The organism is Rhizobacter sp. AJA081-3, from assembly GCF_017795745.1.
Taxonomy (GTDB): domain Bacteria; phylum Pseudomonadota; class Gammaproteobacteria; order Burkholderiales; family Burkholderiaceae_C; genus Piscinibacter.
Genome location: NZ_CP059067.1, coordinates 1,159,598 through 1,182,094, shown reverse-complemented (window position 1 = coordinate 1,182,094; position 22,497 = coordinate 1,159,598). Strand labels below are relative to the sequence as shown.

Annotated in this window: 21 protein-coding genes and 2 tRNA genes; 8 read left to right on the top strand and 15 right to left on the bottom strand. The window is 70.2% G+C overall.

Features of this window, described 5'->3' with window-relative positions; all coding sequences use genetic code 11:
• Positions 1-15: 15 nt before the first annotated feature.
• The 4 genes from HZ992_RS05825 to HZ992_RS05805 form a co-directional block, all read right to left on the bottom strand.
• On the bottom strand, positions 16-1,584 hold the full coding sequence (locus tag HZ992_RS05825; RefSeq protein ID WP_209385731.1) for a GMC family oxidoreductase: 1,569 nt from the start codon (positions 1,582-1,584) through the stop codon (positions 16-18).
• 28 nt (positions 1,585-1,612) lie between these two features.
• Positions 1,613-2,242 (bottom strand): twin-arginine translocation signal domain-containing protein, encoded by a 630-nt coding sequence (locus tag HZ992_RS05820; RefSeq protein WP_371816795.1) that lies wholly within the window; start codon positions 2,240-2,242, stop codon positions 1,613-1,615.
• Between the two features lie 145 nt (positions 2,243-2,387).
• On the bottom strand, positions 2,388-4,484 hold the full coding sequence (locus tag HZ992_RS05815; protein ID WP_245213469.1) for a DUF748 domain-containing protein: 2,097 nt from the start codon (positions 4,482-4,484) through the stop codon (positions 2,388-2,390).
• Entirely contained in the window at positions 4,481-6,109 is a 1,629-nt protein-coding gene (locus HZ992_RS05805; RefSeq protein ID WP_209385730.1) for a DUF748 domain-containing protein, read from the bottom strand. The genes HZ992_RS05815 and HZ992_RS05805 overlap by 4 nt, the downstream gene beginning before the upstream one ends.
• A 155-nt stretch (positions 6,110-6,264) precedes the next feature.
• Between HZ992_RS05805 and HZ992_RS05800 the strand changes: the two genes are divergently transcribed.
• Positions 6,265-7,083, top strand: coding sequence for a YdcF family protein (locus tag HZ992_RS05800; RefSeq protein WP_209385729.1), 819 nt, complete (start codon positions 6,265-6,267; stop codon positions 7,081-7,083).
• Positions 7,084-7,149: 66 nt separating this feature from the next.
• On the opposite strand, the gene HZ992_RS05795 is transcribed toward HZ992_RS05800, so the two are convergent.
• The 7 genes from HZ992_RS05795 to tolB form a co-directional block, all read right to left on the bottom strand.
• Positions 7,150-7,225, bottom strand: a tRNA-Lys gene (locus tag HZ992_RS05795).
• Positions 7,226-7,244: 19 nt separating this feature from the next.
• Positions 7,245-7,320, bottom strand: a tRNA-Lys gene (locus tag HZ992_RS05790).
• 39 nt (positions 7,321-7,359) lie between these two features.
• Complete coding sequence (locus tag HZ992_RS05785) at positions 7,360-8,127, bottom strand: tRNA threonylcarbamoyladenosine dehydratase (protein ID WP_209385728.1); 768 nt, start codon at positions 8,125-8,127, stop codon at positions 7,360-7,362.
• A gap of 58 nt (positions 8,128-8,185) precedes the next feature.
• Entirely contained in the window at positions 8,186-9,301 is a 1,116-nt protein-coding gene (locus HZ992_RS05780) for a YeeE/YedE family protein (RefSeq protein WP_209385727.1), read from the bottom strand.
• Between the two features lie 54 nt (positions 9,302-9,355).
• Positions 9,356-10,135 (bottom strand): tol-pal system protein YbgF, encoded by a 780-nt coding sequence (ybgF, locus tag HZ992_RS05775; protein WP_245213468.1) that lies wholly within the window; start codon positions 10,133-10,135, stop codon positions 9,356-9,358.
• A gap of 22 nt (positions 10,136-10,157) precedes the next feature.
• Complete coding sequence (gene pal, locus HZ992_RS05770) at positions 10,158-10,715, bottom strand: peptidoglycan-associated lipoprotein Pal (protein ID WP_209385725.1); 558 nt, start codon at positions 10,713-10,715, stop codon at positions 10,158-10,160.
• Between the two features lie 85 nt (positions 10,716-10,800).
• Positions 10,801-12,087, bottom strand: a complete 1,287-nt coding sequence (gene tolB / locus HZ992_RS05765; RefSeq protein ID WP_209385724.1) for a Tol-Pal system beta propeller repeat protein TolB — start codon at positions 12,085-12,087, stop codon at positions 10,801-10,803.
• A 95-nt stretch (positions 12,088-12,182) separates the two neighbouring features.
• Between tolB and HZ992_RS05760 the strand changes: the two genes are divergently transcribed.
• From HZ992_RS05760 to HZ992_RS05730, 7 genes are read left to right on the top strand one after another with little or no spacing between them, the layout of a single operon-like run.
• On the top strand, positions 12,183-12,959 hold the full coding sequence (locus HZ992_RS05760; protein ID WP_209385723.1) for a glycosyltransferase family 2 protein: 777 nt from the start codon (positions 12,183-12,185) through the stop codon (positions 12,957-12,959).
• The gene (gene msbA, locus HZ992_RS05755) at positions 12,956-14,713 is read left to right on the top strand and encodes a lipid A export permease/ATP-binding protein MsbA (protein ID WP_209385722.1); all 1,758 of its coding nucleotides are present in this window, start codon (positions 12,956-12,958) and stop codon (positions 14,711-14,713) included. The genes HZ992_RS05760 and msbA overlap by 4 nt, the downstream gene beginning before the upstream one ends.
• The gene (locus tag HZ992_RS05750) at positions 14,710-15,315 is read left to right on the top strand and encodes a peroxidase-related enzyme (RefSeq protein WP_245213363.1); all 606 of its coding nucleotides are present in this window, start codon (positions 14,710-14,712) and stop codon (positions 15,313-15,315) included. The genes msbA and HZ992_RS05750 overlap by 4 nt, the downstream gene beginning before the upstream one ends.
• Positions 15,312-16,622, top strand: coding sequence for a glycosyltransferase family protein (locus tag HZ992_RS05745; RefSeq protein ID WP_209385721.1), 1,311 nt, complete (start codon positions 15,312-15,314; stop codon positions 16,620-16,622). Before HZ992_RS05750 ends, HZ992_RS05745 begins: the two co-directional genes overlap by 4 nt.
• Positions 16,615-17,523 carry a DUF6492 family protein gene (locus tag HZ992_RS05740; protein WP_209385720.1) on the top strand — a complete coding sequence of 303 codons (909 nt, stop codon included), beginning with the start codon at positions 16,615-16,617 and terminating at the stop codon, positions 17,521-17,523. Before HZ992_RS05745 ends, HZ992_RS05740 begins: the two co-directional genes overlap by 8 nt.
• Before the next feature lie 9 nt (positions 17,524-17,532).
• Positions 17,533-18,525 carry a glycosyltransferase family 2 protein gene (locus HZ992_RS05735; RefSeq protein WP_209385719.1) on the top strand — a complete coding sequence of 331 codons (993 nt, stop codon included), beginning with the start codon at positions 17,533-17,535 and terminating at the stop codon, positions 18,523-18,525.
• Between the two features lie 16 nt (positions 18,526-18,541).
• Positions 18,542-19,144 carry a class I SAM-dependent methyltransferase gene (locus tag HZ992_RS05730; protein ID WP_209385718.1) on the top strand — a complete coding sequence of 201 codons (603 nt, stop codon included), beginning with the start codon at positions 18,542-18,544 and terminating at the stop codon, positions 19,142-19,144.
• An 18-nt stretch (positions 19,145-19,162) separates the two neighbouring features.
• Here the strand turns inward: HZ992_RS05730 and rng are convergent, their stop codons facing one another.
• The 4 genes from rng to rsfS are packed head-to-tail and all read right to left on the bottom strand — an operon-like array spanning position 19,163 to position 22,490.
• A complete protein-coding gene (gene rng, locus HZ992_RS05725; protein WP_209385717.1) occupies positions 19,163-20,644 on the bottom strand; it encodes a ribonuclease G in 1,482 nt (493 codons plus the stop codon).
• A 24-nt stretch (positions 20,645-20,668) separates the two neighbouring features.
• Positions 20,669-21,274, bottom strand: a complete 606-nt coding sequence (locus HZ992_RS05720) for a Maf family protein (RefSeq protein ID WP_209385716.1) — start codon at positions 21,272-21,274, stop codon at positions 20,669-20,671.
• Between the two features lie 18 nt (positions 21,275-21,292).
• Positions 21,293-21,760: a 23S rRNA (pseudouridine(1915)-N(3))-methyltransferase RlmH gene (gene rlmH / locus HZ992_RS05715; RefSeq protein WP_209385715.1), complete on the bottom strand. Its 468-nt coding sequence runs from the start codon at positions 21,758-21,760 to the stop codon at positions 21,293-21,295.
• Positions 21,761-21,770: 10 nt separating this feature from the next.
• Positions 21,771-22,490, bottom strand: coding sequence for a ribosome silencing factor (rsfS, locus tag HZ992_RS05710; protein ID WP_209387059.1), 720 nt, complete (start codon positions 22,488-22,490; stop codon positions 21,771-21,773).
• Positions 22,491-22,497: the final 7 nt, after the last annotated feature.

Here is a 22,497-nt window from a genome sequence, read left to right as displayed (position 1 = left end):
CGGATGGCGGCGGGCTCAGATGCTGCGCGCCGTCATCTGCTTGGCGATGTACTCGGCCTGGCGGATCGCCAGGGTGACGATGGTCAGCGTCGGGTTCTCGGCGCCGCCGGTGGTGAACTGGCTGCCGTCCGAGATGAACAGGTTGGCGATGTCGTGCGTCTGCCCATAGGCGTTGCACACGCTGTCCTTGGCCGAGGCGCCCATGCGGCAGGTGCCCAGATTGTGGGTCGACGGGTACGGCGGCGTGCGGAAGGTGCGGATCGCCCCTGCCGCCTTGTAGACCTTCTCGCCCTGCGCGAAGGCATGGTTGCGCATGGCGATGTCGTTGTCGTGGTCGTCGAAGTGCACATTCGGCGCGGCCAGGCCCCATTTGTCCTTCACGTTGCTGTTCAGCGTGATGCGGTTGCCCTCGCGCGGCATGTCCTCGCCGACCAGCCACATGCCGGCGGTGTGGGTGTAGTGGTCCATCCACCAGGCGAAGTCTTCGCCCCAGGCACCCGGGTCGAGGAACGCGGCCATGAAGGGCACGCCGAGCGCCAGCGTCTCCATCTCGTAGCCGCCGGCGAAGCCGCGCTTCGGGTTGTGCGACGCCTCGTCGCGGATGATGCCGGCCATGGTGGTGCCGCGGTACATGTTGACCGGGTTCTTGAAGGCGGCGTAGACCGAGCCGGTCATGTGGCGCATGTAGTTGCGCCCGACCTGGCCCGACGAATTGGCCAGCCCGTCCTTGAACATGGCCGAGGCGGACAGCAGCAGCAGGCGCGGCGTCTCGATCGAGTTGCCGGCCACGCAGACGATGCGGGCCTTCTGGCGCTGCTCCTTGCCGGCCTTGTCGAAGTAGACGACGCCGGTGACCTTGCCCTTGTCGTCGTGCTCGATCTTCGACACGTGCGACTCGGGTCGCAGGTCCAGGTTGCCCGTGGACTCGGCCTTGGGCAGCTCGGTGTACAGCGTGCTCCACTTCGCGCCGCTCTTGCAGCCCTGGAAGCAGAAGCCCAGTTGCAGGCAGCGGCCGCGGCCGTCGCGCGGCTGGCTGTTGATGGCCATGTTGCCGGTGTGCACGTCCTGGTAGCCCAGCTTCTTGGCGCCCGAGTACATCACCTTGAAGTTGTTGTTGCCGGGCAGGCCGGGGATGCCGGTGGTGCGCGTCACGCCCATCTTGTCTTCGGCGCGCGCGTAGTACGGCTCGAGTTCCTTCAGCGTCACCGGCCAGTCCATCAGATTGGCGCCCTTGATCTCGCCGTAGTGCGTCTTGACGCGGAACTCGTGCTCCTGCAGGCGCAGCGAGGCGCCGGCCCAGTGCGTGGTGGTGCCTCCCACTGTCTTGCAGATCCAGGCCGGCAGGCCGGCGAAGTCTTTCGCCACGCGCCAGTTGCCCGAGGTGGTGCGCGGGTCCAGCCAGGCGAGCTGGCCGAAGGACTTCCACTCGTCATTGATGAAGCTCTGGGGCGACTGCACCGCGCCGGCCTCCAGCACCACGACCTTGATGCCCTTCTGGCACAGCTCGTTGGCGAGCGTTCCGCCGCCCGCGCCCGAACCGATGATGACGACGACCGAGTCGTCGCCGAAGTCGAACTTCGCCATGTCTTGTCTCCTGCTTGTCTTGTGGTGTTCAGCCCAGGTGGGGCTTCGGGCTCGCGTCCAGCGGTGGCGCAGGCAGCCACTTCAGGTCCTGGAAGCCGCGCGTGATGTAGCCGCCCTTCTCCCAGGCCGAGCCCGGGTAGCCGAACACCTTGAAGGCCATGTCGTTGTCGTACAGCGAGGTGATGCACTGGCCGCGCACGGTGGCGAAGAAGGGCTGGCCTTCCATGCCCTTGACGATCTCCTTGCGCTTCTTCTCGCTGGCCTTGGCGAAGCTGCCGCCGGCCGCGGCGTTCAGCGCGGCGATGCCGTCCTTGATCATCTTGGCCGCGCCGGCGTCGCCGGCGGCCTTGGCGTCGATGTCCTTGGCCAGCAGCGCGTACACCGCATCGGGCAGTTTCTTGTGCGGGAAGAGCACGCGGCCCATCTTCATGACGGCCTCTCCCTCGGCCTTGCTCAGCGTCTTGAGCTCGACGGCCCAGACCGTGGAAGGCGCGAGCGTCGCCAGCACGCTGCCGGTGGCGAGCGTGCCCATCAGCACGCCCGAGCCCTTGAGGAACTCGCGGCGCGCCAGCGGCAGCTCGAGCCTGGGCACTTCGCCGGCCGATGCGTCTTCGCAGCCGGCTCCCTCGAACATGGTTTCGATCGGAATGACACGCATGCTTGTCTCCTGCTGTGGTCTGCAGCGGCAGTGGTCTGCCGTCTGGAGCACGCAGTGTTGCACCGGGTCCGATGACCCTGGTGATAGACGGCTACATACGAGGGGAAGTCCTAGTCTGTGCCAAAGCGGAGCATCGCCCGCCAGGTCAGTTCGTGCCCAGCGTGAGCTGCACGCGCGGCGTCCAGGCGGCGTCCTCCTCGCCGGAGGCGCGCAGCTTCGGTGCGGCAAGGAACAGACGCTCGCCGGGCAAACCCTTGGCCAGCAGCGCGTCGCGCACCGCGAGGCCACGCTGCAGCGCCAGCTCGCGCATCGCGTCGGTGGTGACCACGGTGTTCGACTTGAGCAGCGCTTCCATCTCCGGGCCCGGGATGTCACGCGCGAAGCCCAGCGCGTTGCGCGGCTTGTTCTTGAGATCGGTGGCGCGGTAGACCTCCTTGAGCACGCGCGCACGCGTCTCGGGCTCGAGCGTGGCCAGCGCGTCGGCTTCGGCGGCGGGCGTTCCGCCGCGCAGCAGTTCGCGGCGCCGCTCGGCGAGCAGGCGAGCCTCCAGCGCGGCACGCTGGAACTCCTCGCGCTCGCTGACCGGATCGGCGGCGCCGGTCACCGTCATCTTCAGCGACTCGCGCTCGGCCAGCGCCTTGGCCACCTTGTCGAGCGCGCCGCGCCCGCCCTCGGTGACGAGGGCCGTGCCGGGCCTGAACTCCACCAGGCTGAGGTCTTCGCTGCCGCCACCGGCGAGCAGCGAGAACGGCGCGGTGAGCGCCTTCACGAGCAGGTTGCCGATCACCTTGAGAACGATGCCGAACACGCTGAACTGCGGGTCGTTGATCGAGCCGCTGACCGGCAGGTTGATGTCGATCACGCCATTGCGGTCGCGCAGCAGTGCCACGGCGAGCAGCACCGGCAGCTTGGTGGCATCGGGCGAGTCGACCTTGTCGCCGAAGGTGAGCTGGTTGAGGATGACCTGATTGCGCGCGTCGAGCTTGCCGTCGGGCGAGATCTTGTAGGCCACCTCCATGCTGAGCTTGCCGCGCTCGATCGCGTAGCCGGCGTACTTGCCGGCGTAGGGCGACAGCGGCGCGAGCTCGAGGTCGGTGGCCTTGGCCTGGATGTCCAGCGCCAGCGGGTCGGCTGTCGGGTTGACCGCGCCGCGGATGTCCAGCAGCGCGGTACCGGCGGCGCGACCGCGCAGCTCGATCGTGGCCATCTCGCGGGTGCCGGAGCGGAAGGCGCCGAGCTGGCCGTTGAGCTCGGTCAGGTTGGCGCTGTAGTTCGGCCTGATGAAGCGGTCGCTGAAGTCGACACGGCCGTTGGCGAGCTTGACGCCGCCCACGCTCAGCGCGATCGGCAGCTCCGACGGCCCCGCCGCAGGCGCGGACGCCGCAGCTGCCACGGCCGGCGCAGGCGCGCTGGCCCCCGCGGCCGGCGTACTGGCGGCGCCATCGGCAGCCGCCACGTTGCTCAGGTTCAGCCGCCCCTGCTCGGTGACCACGAGCCGCGCGAAGAAATCGTTCAGCGCCGCCTCGCGGATCTCGAGCTGCGGCACCGCCGCCGGCGCCATCGCGAAGCGCACGCCGCTGAGCGTGAAGGCCTGCCAGCTGAGCAGCTCGTCGCTGCTGTCCGCGCCGGGCGCCGCGCGCGTGTGCACGCGCACGTCGCTCAGCCGCGCGTCGCCGTTGGCGCTGACCGTCCAGCCGGCCGGTGCAGCCTGTGCGTTGAAGTCGCCCTGCCAGCCGGCCTCGGCGCGCAGCAGGCTCAGGCGCACGGCGTCGCCGAAGTAGGGCTCGAACAAGTGGACCGGAAAACGGTCGATGCGAAGCTTGCCGCCGGCCGCGAGCGGCTCGGGCGCGGCGCGGCCGCTCCACTCGATGCTGCCTGTGGCGGGCGCGGCCTGCCCCGGCATCGCCACGCCGGCCACACGCGCAGCGAACTGGACGCGCGCCGGCGGCGTGCCGCGCGCCCCGGGCCAGGCGGCGTCCTGCACGTGCAGGCGCAGCGCGCTGGCGTCCACGCGCAGCGGCGTCTCGGCCGCGCGGCCGGCGGCAAAGGCGTCGGTGAACTGCACGCGCCCGCCGTCGAGCTGCAGGTCCTTGAGCTGCACGCGCCACGCCGGCGCGCTGGCCGATGCCGCGGGCGACTTGGGCGCCGCGGTGGCGGCGGGTGCGGGCGGAGTCAGCGAAGCGAGGTTCCAGCGCCCCTCGCGATCACGCTGCACGGCCACCGTGGGCTGCAGCAACTTCATGCGCCCGAGCTCGATCTGCCGGGCGACCAGATCGAGACGCGCGTCGGCCAGCGCGAGTTGCTTGAACGACAGTTCGTCGCGGGCCGCACGGCCGCTGCCCGACACGAGGCGCAGGGCATCGAGGCTGGCGTTGTCGATGCCCAGCGCCAGCCGGGGCGAGGCGGCATCGCTGCGCCAGTCGAAGCGGCCCTTGACGGCGGCGCGACCTTCCACACGAGGCAGCAGTGCCTGCGCCACGTAGGGCGCGAGTTCGACAGCGCGAGCTCGCTGAGCTCCAGCGTGCCGTTCGCCTCGCGGTCGCTGAAGTTCCCGTCGATGCCGAGCTGCCCGGCCGGCGCGGCACCGGGCGCCTGGCTGCGCAAGGTCGCCGAGAGGGTCATCGGCGCGGGTGCGGCCAGCGGCCACTGCCACTGCTTCGCACGCACGCGAAGGGCCTCGATCTGCAGCGCGGCGGCCGGCCGTGTGCTCGCATCGTTCCAGAGCAGGCGAGCGTCGTCGATCACCAGCTGATCGAGCGAGGCCAGCCAGACGCTACCGGCCGCGCGTGCCGGTGGCGCCGATGCCGCTGCGCTCGCCGCCGGCGCCGGCACCGGCGCTGCCGTGCCACCGAGCGCCTGCAGATTGAGGCGCCCGTCGGCGTTGCGCGCCAGATGGAGCAGCGCGCCGTCGAGCTTCACGGTGCCCAGCGCCACGCGCCGCGCGAAAGGCTGCACGTCGCGCAGCCCGACCTGCAGCTGCCGCCATCCGAGCACGGGCGCCCCGGCCGCATCGGCCACGGCGAGGTTCTTCAGGCCCGTGCTGCCGCTGAGCACCACGATGGGGTCGGCGCCCTCGGGCAGTTCGAAGCGCAGCGCCAGGTCGGCATTGAGCACCCCCTTCTGCAGGCGCAAGGGCAGCGAAGCGGGCAGGTAGGCGGCATAAGCGGCGAGGTCGAGCTCGGCGAAGCTCAGCTTCAGTTCGCCCTTGCGCCGCGCGGCGAAGGGCGTGGCCTGCGCGCCGCTGTCGAAGGCCGTGCCGTCGAGCCGGAAGGCCACGCGGGGCTGCGCCGTTACCTCCAGGTGCGCCGGCAGGTTGGACAGGAAGGGCAGCGACACCTGCACCGCATCGAGCCTGTGCACGCGAGCAACGGGGCGGTCATCGAAACTGAACGCCGCATCCCGCAACTTGAGGTTGTAGAGCGCGAAGCGCGGCGGATCGCCGGGCGCCGCAGGCGCAGCGGCCGGGTCGGGCGCGAAGCGCGCGAGCAGGTCGTCGATGTCGTAGTGGCCGGGCGAGGTGCGCGCCAGCTTCACCTCCAGGCCGTCGAGCTCCAGCGCCGCGATCACCGGCGCGCGCCGCCACAGCGAGCCGGCGTCGGCGTCCACGTATGCACGGGCCAGCTTCAGCAGCGGTTGCGTGCCGCCCGGCGCCGGACCGATGGCGACCTCGCTCACCGTGAGCTCCAGGCTCCAGGGGCGGAAGTCCACCGCGCCGATGCTGACGCTGCGGCCGAGCAGTTCGCCCAGCCGCGACTGCGCCTGCGACTTGAGCAGCGGCGGCACGGCCAGCCAGGCCAGCGCCCACAGCGCCAGCAGCACGGCCAGCGCGATGGCCAGCCGGCGCGGCCAGGCGCCCAGGCGACTCATCGGCCCGGCCCGCCGGTGGCGGTGGCGACGGTTGCTGGCGGAGCGAAGCGGGGCGGAATCATGCGAAGGGTCCTGCGTCGTGAAGTCTGCATCATGCCGCGCCCGGCGCGTCGCTCACAATCGTCGATCGACTCGCGCCACCTCCGGCCTGCCCCGTGAACGACATCTTCGTGCTGCTTGGAATCTCTTCGTGGAAGCCGGTTGTTGCCGCGCTGCTGCTGCCGCCCGTGCCCTTCATCCTGCTGATGCTGGTGGGCACGCGCCTGGTGCTGCCACGCCGTGGCCTGGGCTGGCTGGTCGCGCTCAGCGGCGCGGTGCTGCTGTGGCTGTCGGCCTGCAGCGGAACCGCGCGGTTGCTCTCCCAGGCCTTGCTCGCCCCGCCCGGCGCCTTGCCGCTGCAGCGCATCGCCGAATTGAAGGCCGAGGTGCAGGCCAAGCAGCCGATCGCGATCGTGGTGCTCGGCGGTGGCGCCAAGTCGCTCGCGCCGGAGTACGGCGTCAGCAACCTGTCCGGTCTGTCCCTCGAACGGCTGCGCTACGGACTCTGGCTGGGCCGCGAGACCGGCGCACCCGTGGCCTTCAGCGGCGGCATCGGCTGGGCCGACGTGGCCGCGAGCCCGGTGCCCGAGGCGCAGGTCGCCGCACGCATCGCCGTGCAGGATTTCGGCCGCCCGATCAAGTGGACCGAGGAGCGCTCGCGTGACACGCGCGAGAACGCGGCCTACACAGTTCCCCTGCTCAAGGAGCAGGGCATCCGCCGCGCCATCATCGTCACGCACGAGCGCCACATGCCGCGTGCCATGCGCGCTTTCGTGCAGGCCGCCGAGGGCAGCGGCATCGTCTTCGAGCCGGCACCGATCGACCTGCTCGACGCCCAGCTGCGCCAGCCCTCGAGCTGGCTGCCATCGACCGGCGGGCTGCGGATGGTGCGCGAGGTGCTGCACGAGGCCGCCGGCCGCGCCTTCGGCGCCTGAAGCACCCACCTGGTCGCGCAAAACGAAACGGGGCGCCTGCTTGCGCAAGCGCCCCGGCTTCGGAGTTGGTGGGCCCTGAAGGATTCGAACCTTCGACCAACGGATTAAGAGTCCGCTGCTCTACCAACTGAGCTAAGAGCCCGAAATCTTGCCACCTTCGGTGGTGGGTCGTGCGTGACTCGAACACGCGACCAACGGATTAAAAGTCCGCTGCTCTACCGACTGAGCTAACGACCCGAAAAGCCCACGATTATAGCGGCTTGTTTGGTCGAGTCTTCAGCTCCCGACAGCCGCGCATTCTAGCGCAACTTGCGCGGCCACCAGGCCGAAGGTCGCGGTCACGCTCACCGTCGAGCCGTAGCCATGGCAGTTGAGGTTGCCCTCCACGTCGCAGGCATCGCCCGGCGCCACCACCGGCTCGCGCGAGAACACGCAGCGCACGCCGATCGCGCCCTTGCGCGCCGCGCCGTGATGCTGGCGCAGGCGCTGGCGCAGCGCGGCGAGCAGCGGGTCGTGCGTCACGGCGCTCAGGTCGTCGACCTCCACCGCCTGCGGGCGCCGCTTGCCACCCGCGGCACCCACGACCACCAGCGGCGTTCCCGACGCAATCGCCCATGCGGCCATCGCCGCCTTGGCACGCAACTGGTCGCAGGCATCGATGACGACGTCCACCGGTTGCGGCATCACGGCGGGCCAGTTGTCGGCCTCGGCGAAGGCCTCGACCTCGTGCACCACGCAGCCCGGGTGGATGTCGGCGATGCGCGCACGAAGCGCCTTCACCTTGGCCATGCCCACCGTGGCGCCGAGCGCCTGCACCTGTCGGTTGATGTTCGATTCGGCAATGTGGTCCAGGTCGATCAGCGTGAGTTCGGCGACACCGCTGCGCGCCAGCGCCTCGGCGGCCCAGGAGCCCACGCCGCCCACACCGACCACCGCGAAGCGCGCCGAGCGAATACGGCCATAGGCCAGGTCGCCATACAGGCGGCGCAAGCCGCCGAAGCGCCGCTCGAGATCGGCATCCGCGAGCACGGGCTCGGCGCTCACTGGACTGCCCTTCGCGCGACGCGCTCCGGGATTCGCGCTTGGGAGCGGCCCGGCGCGCTCATGCCGAACGCTCGACCTGCCAGAACTGGAAGCGCAGCCCGGCCACCGCGCCGGCGATGATGGCGGCCACGGCAACGAAGCTCGTCAGGCTCAGCGTCGACAGGCCCGACAGGCCCTGCCCGATGGTGCAGCCCATCGCGGTGACGCCGCCGATGCCCATCAGCACGGCACCGAGCAGGTGATTGGCCGTGTCCTGCACGCCGCGAAAGCCTTCCCAGCGGAAGCTGCGCGTGGCGATCGCGTAGAGCCACGAGCCCACCACCACGCCGACCGTGCTGACGATGGCGATCGTCAGCAGCTTGCTCTTGTCGCTGAAGAAGATCAGCCAGTCGATCGTGTAGGCCATCGGTGCGACGAAAGTGAGCGACTCCATGCGCTGCGAGTTGGTGGCCACGAAGGCCTCCTGCAGCGTGTTCGGGTCCTCGGCCACGTGGCCGAGGCGGCCCGACACCCACCACAGCAACGCCACCACGGCGCCCAAGCCCAGCCCGCCGAGCAGGTTGTCGGCACTGCGGCCTTCCTGGCGCGAGAGCGCCCACGCGAGCAGGGCGGCGCCGAGTCCGACGCCGACGATGCCGGCGAGCGTCTGCTTGGCCATGCCGGTGGCAACCGCGAGCAGCGAGGGCAGGTCCTGACCGCCGGGGATCTCGATCGCCACCGCGTCGACCGTGGCCACGCGCAGCACGGCAGTGATGCCGCGCAGCGTGGCGAAGGCGGCGATGCCGAGCACGAAGAACACCACCAGCGACTTGAGGTTGCCGCCGCCGATGCGCACCAGCGTCTTGCTGCCGCAGCCCGAGGCCAGCACCATGCCGAAGCCGAACATCGCCCCGCCCACCAGCGCCGACAGCCAGATGAAGCGCGGGCCGGCGTAGACGGTCTTGCCGGCGTCGAGCCAGCCCAGCGCCACCATGGCGTTGAAGCCGACCATGGCCACGCCCATCGCGGTGACCCACATGCGCATGCGCGACCAGTCGCCCATGGTCATGATGTCGGACACCGCCCCCATGGTGCAGAAATGGGTGCGTTGGGCGATGGCGCCGAAGATCACGGCCAGCGCGAAGGTAGCCCACAGCACGGTGCGGCCGAGGGCCTGGATGTCGATTTCCTGCATGCCGCGATTTTAAGCAGCGCCTCTGCGCTGCCCGTCGCGGCCGGCGCCGCGCCCCTACTTGATCGAGGCCAGTCGCTCGCGGCCGGCCTGCGCGGCCTCCGACTTCGGGTAGGCCTGCACCAGCTCGCCGATGGTCTTGCGCGCGCCCTTCGGGTCCTTCAACTCGACCTGGCAGTTCGCGATGGCCAGCATCGCCTCGGGCGCCTTCGGGTGCTCGGGCCGCGCGGCCAGCAGCGCGCGGAACGAGCCGATCGCCTCCTTGTACTCGCGGCGCCCGTACTGCGCGTTGCCGAGCCAGAAGTGGGCCGAATCGAGGTAGCCGCTCTGCGGATAGCGGCGCACGAAGGTCGACAGCCCGGCCGCGGCGGCATTGAAGTCACCCTTGCGGATGAAGGCGAAGGCCTCGTCGTACATGCGCTTTTCTTCCGGATCGGCGAGGAACTCCTTCTCGTCGAGCGAGACCTTCACCGGCTCGAGCTTGCGGATGCGCTCGTCGATGCCGGACTGCACGTCCTTCTGCTTGCGCTGCAGTTCGGCCACGTCGCGCGCGAGCTGCTCGTCCTGGCCGCGCATCTTGGCCATCTCGGCGCGGATCTGCTCGAGCTGGTTGTTCAGGTCGAGCAGGCTGCGCTTGAGCTGCGAGAGCTGGTCGGCCATCTGCGCGTTGAGCTCGGCCTGGCGCACGCGCTGCGCCTCGTTGCTCTGCTCGAGCTTCTGGCGCAGGTCGAGGATGGCCTTGCGCGCCTCGTCGTCGTCGAAGATGCCGGCCTGGGCCGGCGCGAGCAGCGCCCCCGCCAGGCCAAGCACCGCGACGCCCCGCGTGAGTACCGACATCGGCGACATCAGCGGCTCCGGCTCAACGGTAGACGAGCTCGGCGCGGCGGTTCTTCGCGTACGCCGCCTCGTCGCTGCCCTGCACCGCCGGGCGCTCCTTGCCGAAGCTCACGGCCTCCATCTGCGCGTTGGTGGCGCCGAGCAGTGCCAGCGACTTGGCCACCGCCTCGGCACGCTTCTGGCCCAGTGCCAGGTTGTATTCGCGGCCACCGCGCTCGTCGGTGTGGCCCTCGATGGTGACCTTCTTCTTGGCGTCGGCGGACAGCACCTTCGCGTTGGCCTCGACGGTGGAGCGGAACTCGTCCTTGACGACGTAGCTGTCGAAGTCGAAGAACACGATGCGCGGCAGGTTGCTCATCATCGCGTTGTCGGTCTTCGCCAGGTCGACCGGCGTGACCTTGCTCTGCGAGGTACCCGAGCTGGCGCCACCGGCACCGGCGCCACCCGCGGCACCGGCGCTGCGCGACTCGACGGGCGCCTTGGTGTCTTCAAGCGGCGTGCTCGCGCAGCCGGCCAGCACGGCGGCGGCCAGCAGGGCCAGAGCAGCCCGGGGCAGATGATGGTGGTGCGTCGAGTTCATGGTGTGCTCCTCTTCGGATCGGTGGGACAGGGCCGCAATGCGCGGCGATAGGGGACGGGTTGCGGTCTGCATCGCGTGCAGGCCCTCAGCGGCCGTACGGGCTCCAGTTGGGCTCACGCACATCGGCGGTGGTGGAAACCAGCCGGGCCTTGATCTTGCCATCGAGCGTGGTGGTCATCAACACGTCGCGACCGCCGGCACGCGTGGCATAAATGATCAGCTTGCCATTGGGCGAGAAGCTCGGGCTCTCGTCGTCGGTGGTGTCGGTCAGCGGCACCGGCTGCGAGCCCGGCGAGGACAGGTCCAGCGTGTGCAGCTTGAAGCTGTTGCCCTGCCGCGCGATGAAGGCCAGCGTGCGCCCGTCGGGGCTGACGGCCGGGCTGATGTTGTAGCTGCCGCCGAAGGTGATGCGCTCGACGTTGCCGCCGCCGGTGGCGATGCGGTAGACCTGCGGGCCGCCGCCGCGGTCGCTGACGAAGTAGATGCGCTTGCCGTCGGGGTATTCGAACACCGGCTCGGTGTCGATCGCCTGGCTGCTGGTCAGGCGCCGCACGTTGCCGCCGTTGCGGTCCATCAGGAAGAGTTGCGAGCCGCCTTCGCGCGAGAGCGTGGCTGCCAGCGTGCTGCCGTCGGGCGACCAGGCCGGCGCGCTGTTGGAGCCGCGGAAGTTCGCGATCGGCCGCCGCTTGCCGGACATCACTTCCTGCGCGTAGACCACCGCCTTCTGGCTCTCGAAGGACACGTAGGCGAGTTCGCGGCCGTCCGGCGACCAGGCCGGCGAGATGATCGGCTCGGGACTGTTCAGCGCCACCTGCCCGCCCTCGCCGTCGGCATCGGCCACGCGCAGCGTGTAGCGCCCGCCACCGCGGGTGACGTAGGCGATGCGGGTCGAGAACACGCCCTTGTCGCCGGTGAGCTTCTCGTAGATGTAGTCGGCGATGCGGTGCGCGGCCAGGCGCAGGTCAGCCGCGTCGACGGCGCTGGCCTGGCCGCCGATCTCGCTGCCCTTGACCACGTCCCACAGCTTGAATCGCACGTCGAAGCGGCCGTCGGCCAGGCGCTGCACCGAACCGGCCGCCAGCGCATCGGCGCTGCGGCCGCGCCAGTCGGCCATCACGGGACGCGAGGTCTCGTCCAACGCCACGCCGTTGGCGTCGATCGGGCGGAAGAAGCCGCTGCGCTCGAGGTCGGCGCGGATGATCGCCGACACCGGTTGCGGCGCCTTCTCCTCATCGCGAAAGCGCGGCACGGCGATCGGCAGCTGCGTCGCGCCGACGCCGGAGATCTCGACGCGGAACTGCGCCTGTGCAGTGCCGAACAGCCCCAGAGAAGCGGGCAGCGCGGCCAGGTGGAGGACGGTTCTTCTTTTCATGGTGGTCGTGGCGACGGGCCATCCAGGCCGCGCCGCAGGTGGCTTCGGTGGGATCGGCGACAATTCGGATCATAGAGGGCGATCCCCCACGCACCATGCCGAACCCGCATTCGCTCACCATTGTGGTGGTCGCGAAAAACGAAGAAAGAAACATTGCGGAATGCATCGCGAGCGCCTCGTTCGCCGACGAGGTGCTCGTGCTCGACTCCCGCAGCACCGATGCCACCGCGCGCCTGGCACGCGAGGCGGGCGCGCGCGTGGTCGAGACCGACTGGCCCGGCTACGGCCCGCAGGTGGCGCGCGGCTTCTCGATGGCCGCCGGCGAGTGGGTGCTGTCGCTGGACGCCGACGAGCGCATCAGCCCGGCGCTGCGCGACGAGATCCGGCAGGCCATCCGCAGCGGGGCTCACGACGGCTACCGGCTGCCGCGCCTGTCGGAGTTCTGCGGCAAGTTCATCCGCCACAGCGGCTGGCGCCCCGACTACACGCTGCGCCTGGGCCGGCGTGCCAAGTCGGGCTTCACCGACCACTTCCTGCATGCGCACATGACGGTCGATGGCAGCGTGGCCGACCTGAAGGCCAGCATCGTGCACTTCAGCTACCCGAACATGCACGACGTTCTGGAGAAGCTCGACCGCTACTCCAGCGGTCATGCGCGCGACATGCTGGCCGCGGGCAAGCGGGGCAGCGTCTTCAAGGCCGTGCTGCATGGGCTGATGGCATTCCTGCGGACCTACGTGATTCGTCTGGGCTTCCTGGACGGGCAGCACGGCTTGATGCTGGCCATCTACAACGCCGAGTACACCTACTACAAGTACATCAAGCTGATGTTCCTGCAGAGTCCCGCGCAGCGGCCGGAGTTCCCCGGATGAGCGAAAAAGCCGCGGAAGTGGCCTCGCGCACGTTCTGGCAGCGCATCGGCGCCATCGCGCCCTACTTCCGTTCCAGCCGCCGCGGCATCGTGCTGGCCTTCGTCGGCTCGGTGATCGGCGCGCTCACCGAGCCGATGATCCCGTCGTTCATGCAGCACCTGCTGGACGCCGGCTTCCAGCAGCGCAGCATGCCGCTGTGGCAGATCCCGGTGATCGTGATCGGCCTGTTCGGCTTGCGCGGCTTCGCCGGCTTCATCGCCCAGTACGGCCTGGCCTGGGCCGCCAACCGCGGCATGGTCGAACTGCGCAGCGCCCTGTTCGCGCGGCTGATGAACGCCGAGCCCGCGCTGTTCGCGCGCAACGCGGCGAGCAGCCTGATCAACACCGTCACCTACGAGGTGCAGGCCGGCGCCGGCCAGCTGATGCATGCGATGACCGGCCTGGTGCGCGACTCGCTCACGCTGGTGGCGCTGCTGGGCTACCTGATGTGGCTGAACTGGCGGCTCACGCTGTTCGTGGGCGTGCTGTTCCCGGCGGTGGCCTGGATCATGCGCACGCTGAGCAAGCGGCTGCACCGGCTCACGGTCGAGGGCCAGCGCGCCACCGACGAGCTCGCCTACGTGGTCGAGGAGAACGTGCTCGCCTGGCGCATCGTGCGGCTGCACTCGGCGCAGGCCAGCGAGGCCTCGCGTTTCGCGCGCGTCAGCGAGACGCTGCGCCGACTGTCGGTGAAGGCCGCCGTCGCCGCCGCCACGATGACGCCGCTGACGCAGATGCTCGCGGCCTGCGCGTTGTCGGCCGTCATCGTCGTGGCGCTGTGGCAGAGCGGCCAGAGCGGCGGCTCGGTGGGCGGTTTCGTGGCCTTCGTGATGGCCATGCTGCAGCTGGTGGCGCCGATCAAGCACCTCTCGGAAGTGGCCGGCCCGATCACCCGCGGCGTGGCCGCGCTGGAGCGCGGCATCCACCTGGTCGACACCACGCCGGCCGAGGTGGGCGGCGTGCATGCGCCGGCGCGCTGCGAAGGCCGGCTCGAGTTGCGCGACGTCACGTTGCAATACAGCGGCGCGGCGGCGCCGGCGCTCGATCGGGTGTCGATCACGCTCGCGCCGGGCGAGACCGTCGCCCTGGTCGGCCCCTCGGGTGCCGGCAAGAGCACCATCGTCAACCTGCTGCCGCGCTTCCTCGAACCGAGCAGCGGCACGCTGCTGCTCGACGGTACGCCGCTGCACGACTGGGACATCGACGCGCTGCGCCGCCAGTTCGCGCTGGTCAGCCAGGACGTGGTGCTGTTCAACGACAGCATCGCCGCCAACGTCGCGCTGGGCGGCGAAGTGGATCGCCAGCGTGTCGACGCGGCGCTGCGCGGCGCCAACCTGTTCGACTTCGTGCAGACGCTGCCCCAGGGCATCGACAGCACCATCGGCCACAACGGCAGCCAGCTGTCCGGCGGCCAGCGCCAGCGGCTGGCCATCGCCCGCGCGATCTACAAGGACGCGCCGGTGCTGATCCTCGACGAGGCCACCTCGGCACTGGACTCCGAGTCCGAGCGCCTGGTGCAGGACGCGCTGGAGCGGCTGATGAGGGGCCGCACCAGCATCGTCATCGCGCACCGCCTGTCGACCATCGAGCGCGCCGACCGCATCGTCGCGCTCGAGGGCGGCCGTGTCGTCGAGCAGGGCACGCACGCCCAGCTGCTCGCCGCCGGCGGCCTGTATGCCAGACTGCACGCGCTGCAATTCCGGAGCCCCGCATGAGCATGAACCAACCGATCTCGCGTTATCCCGTGCCCGCCCTCGAATCGCTGCCTGACGACGTGAAGCGGCGCATCGTCGAGGTGCAGGAGAAGTCGGGCTTCGTGCCCAACGTGTTCCTGGCCCTCTCGCACCGGCCCGACGAGTTCCGCGCCTTCTTCGCCTACCACGACGCGCTGATGCTGCGCCCCTCGGGCCTCACCAAGGGCGAGAAGGAGATGATCGTGGTCGCCACCAGCGGCGCCAACCAATGCCTGTACTGCGTGGTGGCGCACGGCGCGATCCTGCGCATCTACGAGAAGAAACCGACGATCGCCGACCAGGTGGCGGTGAACCACCGCAAGGCCGACATCACGCCGCGCCAGTGCGCCATGCTCGACTTCGCGATGAAGGTCTGCCTCGATTCAGCCTCGGTGGGCGAAGCCGATTTCGAGGCGCTGCGCGCGCATGGATTCAGTGACGAGGACATCTGGGACATCGGCGCCATCACCGCACTGTTCGGCCTGTCCAACCGCATGGCCAACCTCACCTCGATGCAGCCGAATGCCGAGTTCTATCTGATGGGCCGCGTGCCCAAGGCTGCGTCGCCCGACAAGGCGCGATGAGCTCACCGGGAAAGCGGCGCTGGCTGATCCTGTCCCACGCCTACAACGTGGATGGGCGGGCGGAGAGCGTGACCATCACCGACAAGATCCCGCACCTGCTCGCCGCCGGCATCGAGACCGTGGTGTTCAGCAGCGTGATGGGCCTGCCCGACCCGCAGGTCACGCACCTGCAGATGCTGCCCTGGGGGCCGGCGGGCATCCGCTTCGACCTGCGCCACGTGCTCGCGCGGCGCTTCGGCCGCGGCGGGGTCTATCGCGTCCTGAGCCTGCTCGTCACGGTGCTGCTGGCGCTGCCGATCCTGGTCGAGAGGCTGCTCGGCGGCCTGCGCAGCCAGTGGTCGTGGGCGATCCCGGCGCTGCTGCGCGGCCGAGGGATGGTGCGGCGAGGCGAGGTCGAGCTGGTGTTCTCCACCGGCGGCGTGTTCTCGGCACACCTGGCCGGCTACTGGCTCAAGCGCTGGACGGGCTGCCGCTGGATCGTCGAGGTGCACGACCCGCTGGTCATCCCCGGCCGCGCGCCGCAGGGGCGGCACGAGCGCTTCCTGGCGCGGCTGGAAGAACGCATCTGCCGCCATGCCGACCTGGCCTGGTGGTTCACCGATGGCGCGCTGGCCGCCGCGCGCCGGCGCCACCCCGAGCTCGGCGAGCGAGGCATCGTCGTGCTGCCCGGCGCCGAGCCGCCGGTCGTGCGCACCGAGTACCAGCGCGGCCCGCTGTGCGTGTTCGGCCACTTCGGCTCGCTCTCGCCCACACGCAGCCTGGCGCCGGCGCTCGAGGCCATCGCGCAGCTGCTCGAGCGCGACCCGTCCTTGCGCGAGGTGCTGCGGCTCGAGGTGTACGGCAGCGCGCTCGACCCGCAGGCCGCGCAGCTCGTCGAATCGCTGAATCTCGCCGGCGTGGTGCTGCCGATCGGCCGGCTGGAGTTCGACCCCGCCACCGGCCTGTCGGGCCGTGCCCGTGTGATGCAGCGCATGCAGCAGTGCGACGTGCTGCTGATGATGCATGGCGACATGGCCGAGGCCGGCGAGTACATCCCGTCCAAGCTCTACGAGTATTTCTGGGCGCGCCGACCGGTGCTGGCACTGACCTGCGAGAACGCGCAGCTCGACGCGCTGGTCGTCGATCATGGCGGCTGGGTCGCGCCGACGCGCGACATCCCGGCGGTGACCGAGGCCTTCGCCGCCGCCATCGGCCGCTGGCGCGAAGGCGGCCTGCCCGACGTGAATGTGCCGCCGGTGACGGTGTCCGATGCGGTGAGCCGCATCCTGGCGGCGGTGGACGGCATGGGCAGCTCACGCCGTGGCTGACTTCGCCTTCGTCTGCAAGTCCTACCGCGGCGACGCGGCGCGCGTTCGCCGGCTGCTCGACTCGCTGGTCGAGCACAACCCGGAGCAGATCCCTGTGTTCGTGATCGTGCCGAAGGACGACCTGTCGCTGTTCCATGAAGCGCTCGCCGGTCGGCGGCACGAGCTGGTCTGCGACGACGACGTCGTCAACAGCCACCCGCAGGCGGCCGACCGGCACCTGCTCGAGCGCTATCGCGCCACGCCCGGCTACCGCTCGCAGCAGGTGATCAAGGCCGAGGCCTGGCGGCTGCTCGGCTGCAGCGCCTACCTGTGCATGGACTCCGACACGGTGTTCCTGCGCCCGGCGAAGCGCAGCGACTTCCTCACCCCCGCCGGCCACCCTTACACGCTGCTGCACCAGTCGCGCGAACTTCTGCAGCTGGCGGTGAATCGCGGCCATGCCAAGGTGGCCGAGGCCTTCGTGGCCGAGAGCCGCAAGCTCAAGGCGATGTTCGGCCGCGAGGGCCCGGACTACGACTTCGGCCCGCAGCCGCTGATCTGGTCGGCTCACGTGTGGAGCGACCTGCACGAGAAGTTCCTCGCGCCGCGCGGCTGGACGCTGTGGGACGCGATCGACCAGATCCCCACCGAGATCCGCTGGTACGGCGAGGCGCTGCTGGCCTACCGCAGCATCCCGCTCGACCCGATCGAGCCGCTGTTCCGCGTCTACCACCACGAATGGCAATGGTTCGTGCAACAGCGCCTGGGCGAGAGCGCGGCGACGCTGCCGGCGCAGTTCATCGGCGCGGTGTACCAGTCGAACTGGGAGTACGAGCTCGATGCCCCAGGCACTCGCTCGGCGATGTCGCTGCTGTCGCGGCGCCTGAAGCGCCTGCGCCGGCGCTGGCAGGCGCGAGGCTGAGGCGGGAGCATGGCGGCGAGCACGATGCCCTGGCTCAGCCTGGTGGTGCTGTCCTTCAAGCGCTTCGACACCACCACCGGCCCCTGCCTGGCCACGCTGACCGAAGCCGACGCCGATGAAGAGGTCGAGCTCATCCTCGTCGACAACGGCTCGGACGACGGTGCCGCGCAGCGCTGCGCCGAGATGGCCGCGGCACGCCCGCGCATCCGCTATGCGCCCGAAGCGACCAATCTCGGCTTCGCCGTCGGCATGAACGCCGGTGTGGCCCTGGCGCGCGGCGACTGGGTCTGCCTCGTCAACAGCGACACACTGTTCCCCGCCGGCGCCCTGGCCGCGCTGAAGGCCGCGCTGCAATCCATGCCACCCGAGGTGGCGATGGTCGGCCCGGTCACCAACGCGGCCGGCAACGGCCAGCGCCTGCCACTGCCCGACCTGGACCTGCAGGCCGTGCCGCCCATCGGCGAAGCGGCGATGAAGCTGCACACCGGCCTCGTCACGCCGAGCTACCGCACCGACTTCTTCTGCGTCGCCGTGCGCCGTGCCGTGTGGCAGCAGCTCGGCGGGCTGGACCGCGTCTTCGGCCTGGGCTACTACGAGGACTTCGACTTCAGCCTGCGCCTGCGCCGTGCCGGCTGGCAGCAGGTGATCGCCGAGGACGTGTTCGTCGCCCACGTGGGCAGCGCCTCCTTCTCGGCGATGGGCTCGAAGCAGCACGAGCTGATGCGCCGCAACCGGCAGCTGATGAAGGAGCGCCACCCTGATGTGCACTTCGAGCATGTGCGCGAGGGCAACGCGCTCGTGCTGCGCGCGCTGGTGACGAGGGCCTCGCAGACCGGCTGGACCGACGCGCTGCGCGCACGCGCTGCCTGGCGCGCGGCCGCCCTCGACTGGGACGAACCGCGCAGCCCCTTCAAGCGCCTGCGCTGGCGCTGGAAGAACCGCGACCTGCGCCGGCAGCTCGCCGCAGCCGGGATCGTGGCCCGATTTCCGCACACCGCATGAGTTTCCGGAGACCCGCATGAGCGCCCTGCCCGACCGCCACCTCGACCTCGGCTGCGGCGACGCGCCGCGCAACCCTTACGGGCGCCGCGAGCTGTGCGGCGTCGACCTGCGCGAGATGCCCTCGCGGCCCGGCGTCGAGCTGCGCGCGGCCAACGTCGTGCTCGACCCCATCCCCTACCCGGACGACCACTTCGCTTCGGTGTCGGCCTACGACTTCATCGAGCATGTGCCGCGCATCCTGCCCACGCCCGACGGCCGCGCCACCTGGTTCCCCTTCATCGGCCTGATGAACGAGATCTGGCGCGTGCTCGCGCCGGGGGGCCGGCTCTATGCGCTGACGCCGGCCTATCCCAATGCGGCGGTGTTCGTCGACCCGACGCACGTCAACTTCATCACCGAGCACACCCACGAGTACTTCAGCGGCGACAAGCCGCTGGGCCGCATCTACGGCTTCGAGGGCGGCTTCCGCGCGCTGCGCACCGAGTGGGTGGTGAACCTCGACTCGCTGGTGGCGCAGCCGCGCACGCTGCGCCAGTCGCTGCGCCGCTGGAACCGCCAGCGCAGCGGCAAGCTGACGCACTTTCTGTGGGAGCTCGAGGCGATCAAGCCCGGCCGCTGAGGCCAGGCGCGCGACGCGCTACATCAGCACGATGTCGTACTGCTCGGGCGAGGCGAAGGGTTCGGCCTTCAGCGAGATCGGCTTGCCGATGAAGTCCGACAGGCCGGCCAGGTGCTGGCTCTCCTCATCGAGCAGCATCTCGACCACCGAGGCCGAGGCGAGCACGCGGAACTCCTTCGGGTTGAACTGCCGCGCCTCGCGCAGGATCTCGCGCAGGATGTCGTAGCAGACGCTGCGCGCGGTCTTGATCTGGCCCTTGCCTTCGCAGGTCGGGCAGGGTTCGCACAGCATGTGGGCGAGCGACTCGCGCGTGCGCTTGCGCGTCATCTCCACCAGGCCGAGCTGCGTGAAGCCGCTCACCGTGATCTTGGTGCGGTCGCGCGCGAGCTGCTTGCGCAACTCGGCGAGCACGGCGTTCTGGTGCTCCTCGCGCGACATGTCGATGAAGTCGATGATGATGATGCCGCCGAGGTTGCGCAGGCGCAGCTGCCGCGCGATGGCCTGTGCCGCCTCGAGGTTGGTCTTGAAGATGGTGTCGTCGAAGTTGCGCGCGCCGACATAGCCGCCCGTGTTGACGTCGATCGTCGTCAGCGCCTCGGTCTGGTCGATGATCAGGTAGCCGCCGCTCTTCAGGTCGACGCGCCGCGCCAGCGCCTTGGCCACCTCGGCGTCGATGTTGAACAGGTCGAAGATCGGCCGCTCGCCCTTGTAGTGTTCCAGCCGCGCCACCGAGGTCGGCGTGTAGACCTCGCCGAAGGCCTTGAGCAGGTCGTACTGCATCTTCGAGTCGATGCGGATGGCGGCGGTGTTCTCGTGCGCCAGGTCGCGCAGCACGCGCTCGACGAGGCTCAGGTCCTGGTGCAGCAGCGTGCCCGGCGGCGAGCTGAAGCCGCGCTCGCGCACTGCCGCCCATGTCTTGCGAAGGTAGGCGATGTCGTCGGCGAGCTCTTCGTCGGTGGCTTCCTCGGCGTTGGTGCGCAGGATGAAGCCGCCGGGCGAACCGGCGCCCTCGGGCAGCGCCGCGAGCCGGTTCATGCGCGCACGCAGCTGCTCGCGCAGCTCGTGCGAGCCGATCTTCTGCGAGATGCCGATGTGGTCGTCCTGCGGCAGGAAGACGAGCAGCCGCCCGGCGATGCTGATCTGCGTGGACAGCCGTGCGCCCTTGGTGCCGATGGCGTCCTTGATGACCTGCACCATCAGCGCCTGGCCTTCGAAGACGAGGCGCTCGATCGGCGTGGGTGGCGTGTTGCCGTTGTCGCTGCGCGGCGGTGCGCCGGCCACGTGAACGTCGGCCACGTGCAGGAAGGCGGCACGGTCCAGCCCGATGTCGACGAAGGCCGACTGCATGCCGGGCAGCACCCGCGCCACGCGGCCGGTGTAGATGTTGCCGACGTGGCCGCGTTCGAGGGCGCGTTCGAGGTGCAGTTCCTGCACCGCGCCGTTCTCGACGATGGCGACGCGTGTCTCCTGCGGCGCCCAGTTGATCAGGATGTCTTGCATGAGGCGGTACTTCCTGGCTGCGGGTCAGAACCGCACGCCGGCCTGCCTGAGGAGCTGTGCCGTCTCGAAGAGAGGCAAACCCATGATACCGGAGTAGCTTCCGTCGATGCGCTCGATCCAGGCCGCCACGGCGCTCTGGATCGCGTAGGCGCCCGCCTTGCCGAACGGTTCGCCGCTGGCGACGTAGCGCGCGATGTCGCGCGGCGGAATCGCCGCGAAGTGCACCCGCGAGGTGTTCGCGACGAGCCACTCGCGCCGGCCCGCGGCCACGGCCACCGCGGTGATCACGCGGTGCGTGCGGCCGGACAGCGCGGCCAGCGTCTGGCTCGCGTGGGCGGCGTCCAGGGGCTTGCCCAGGATGCGCCGGCCCAGCGCCACGGTGGTGTCCGAGCACAGGATGGGCGCGGCCGGCAGTCCGCTGGCCGCCAGCCGGGCGCGCGCCGCCTGCAACTTGGCGCGCGTCACGCGCTGCACGTAGTCGGCCGGCAGCTCGCCAGGGCACTCGGCCTCCAGCGCCTCGGCGTCCTCGTCGGCACGCGGCAGCAGCAGCTCGAAACGCACGCCGATCTGCTCGAGCAGCTGGCGGCGGCGCGGGCTCTGCGAGGCGAGGTAGACGAAGTCGTGCTTCATGGGGGCTTCAGGACCGAGTCACTCGCGGTGGTACGGGTGGTTCACCATCACCGTCCAGGCACGGTACAGCGCCTCGGCCAGCAACACGCGCACGAAGGCGTGCGGCAGCGTCAGGTCCGACAGGCGCAGCGTCTCGTCGGCCGTGGCCTTCAGATCAGGGTGCAGGCCGTCGGGCCCGCCGATGACCAGCGCCACGTCGCGGCCGTCGCGTTGCCAGGCCTGCATCCGCTGCGCGAGCTGCGCGGTGGTCAGGCGCTCGCCGCGCTCGTCGAGCACGACGCGCCGCACGCCCTTGGGCAGCGCGGCTTCGAGGCGCACGGCCTCCGCGGCCATCAGCTGCTCGGCGCTGCGAGATCCGCGCGGCTCGGCCTTCACGGCCTTGAGCTCGAGCCGCATCTCCGGCGGGAAGCGCTTGGCGAAGTCCTCGTAGGCCGCATCGGCCCAGGCCGGCTGGCGCTGGCCGACCGCGGCGAGCACCAGCTTCATCGCGCCTGCGTCACGCCTTGCTGCGCTTGCCGGCCGGTGCCTTCTTGGCCGGGGCGCTGCGCTTCACGCCCACGCTGCGGGTGACCTGCTTGCGCGGCGCGATGGACTTCTTCGCCGCGGGCTTGACCACCAGGGTCTTGGTCGGTGCGCTCTTGCCTGGCGCCGCCTTCTTCGCAGGCGCACGTGCCGGAGCAGCCTGGCGGGCTGGCTGCGCGGCGCGCTTGGCCGGAGGCGATTTCTTCGACGGCGCCGTCTTCGCGGCCGGCTTCGGAGCCGTCCTGCCGCTCGCCTTGCCCGCGGGCGCAGCTTTCGCGGCAGCGCCCTTCTTCGCCCCGGCCTTGGACGGCGCAGGCTCCTCGGAGGCCTTGACCAGCCGCACCGGCGAGTCGTCGACCTTCATCTTGACCGGCTTGCCGCCCCAGATCTCCTCGAGGCGGTAGTAGTCGCGGATGGATGGCTGCATCACGTGGACCACGGCCGCGCCGCAGTCGACGATGATCCATTCGCCGTTGTCCTCCCCTTCGGTGCGCGGGGCTGGCAGCCCCTTGCTCTTGACGGCGTCGCGCACGCTGGCGGCAAGCGCCTTCGTCTGCCGGTTGCTGGTGCCCGACGCGATGATCACGCGTTCGAACAGCGGTGAGAGGTGCTCGGTGTTGAAGACGACGATGTTGTGGGCCTTCACGTCTTCGAGACCGTCGACGATGGCGCGTTGCAGCTTGCGGATGTCCAGGGGGGGC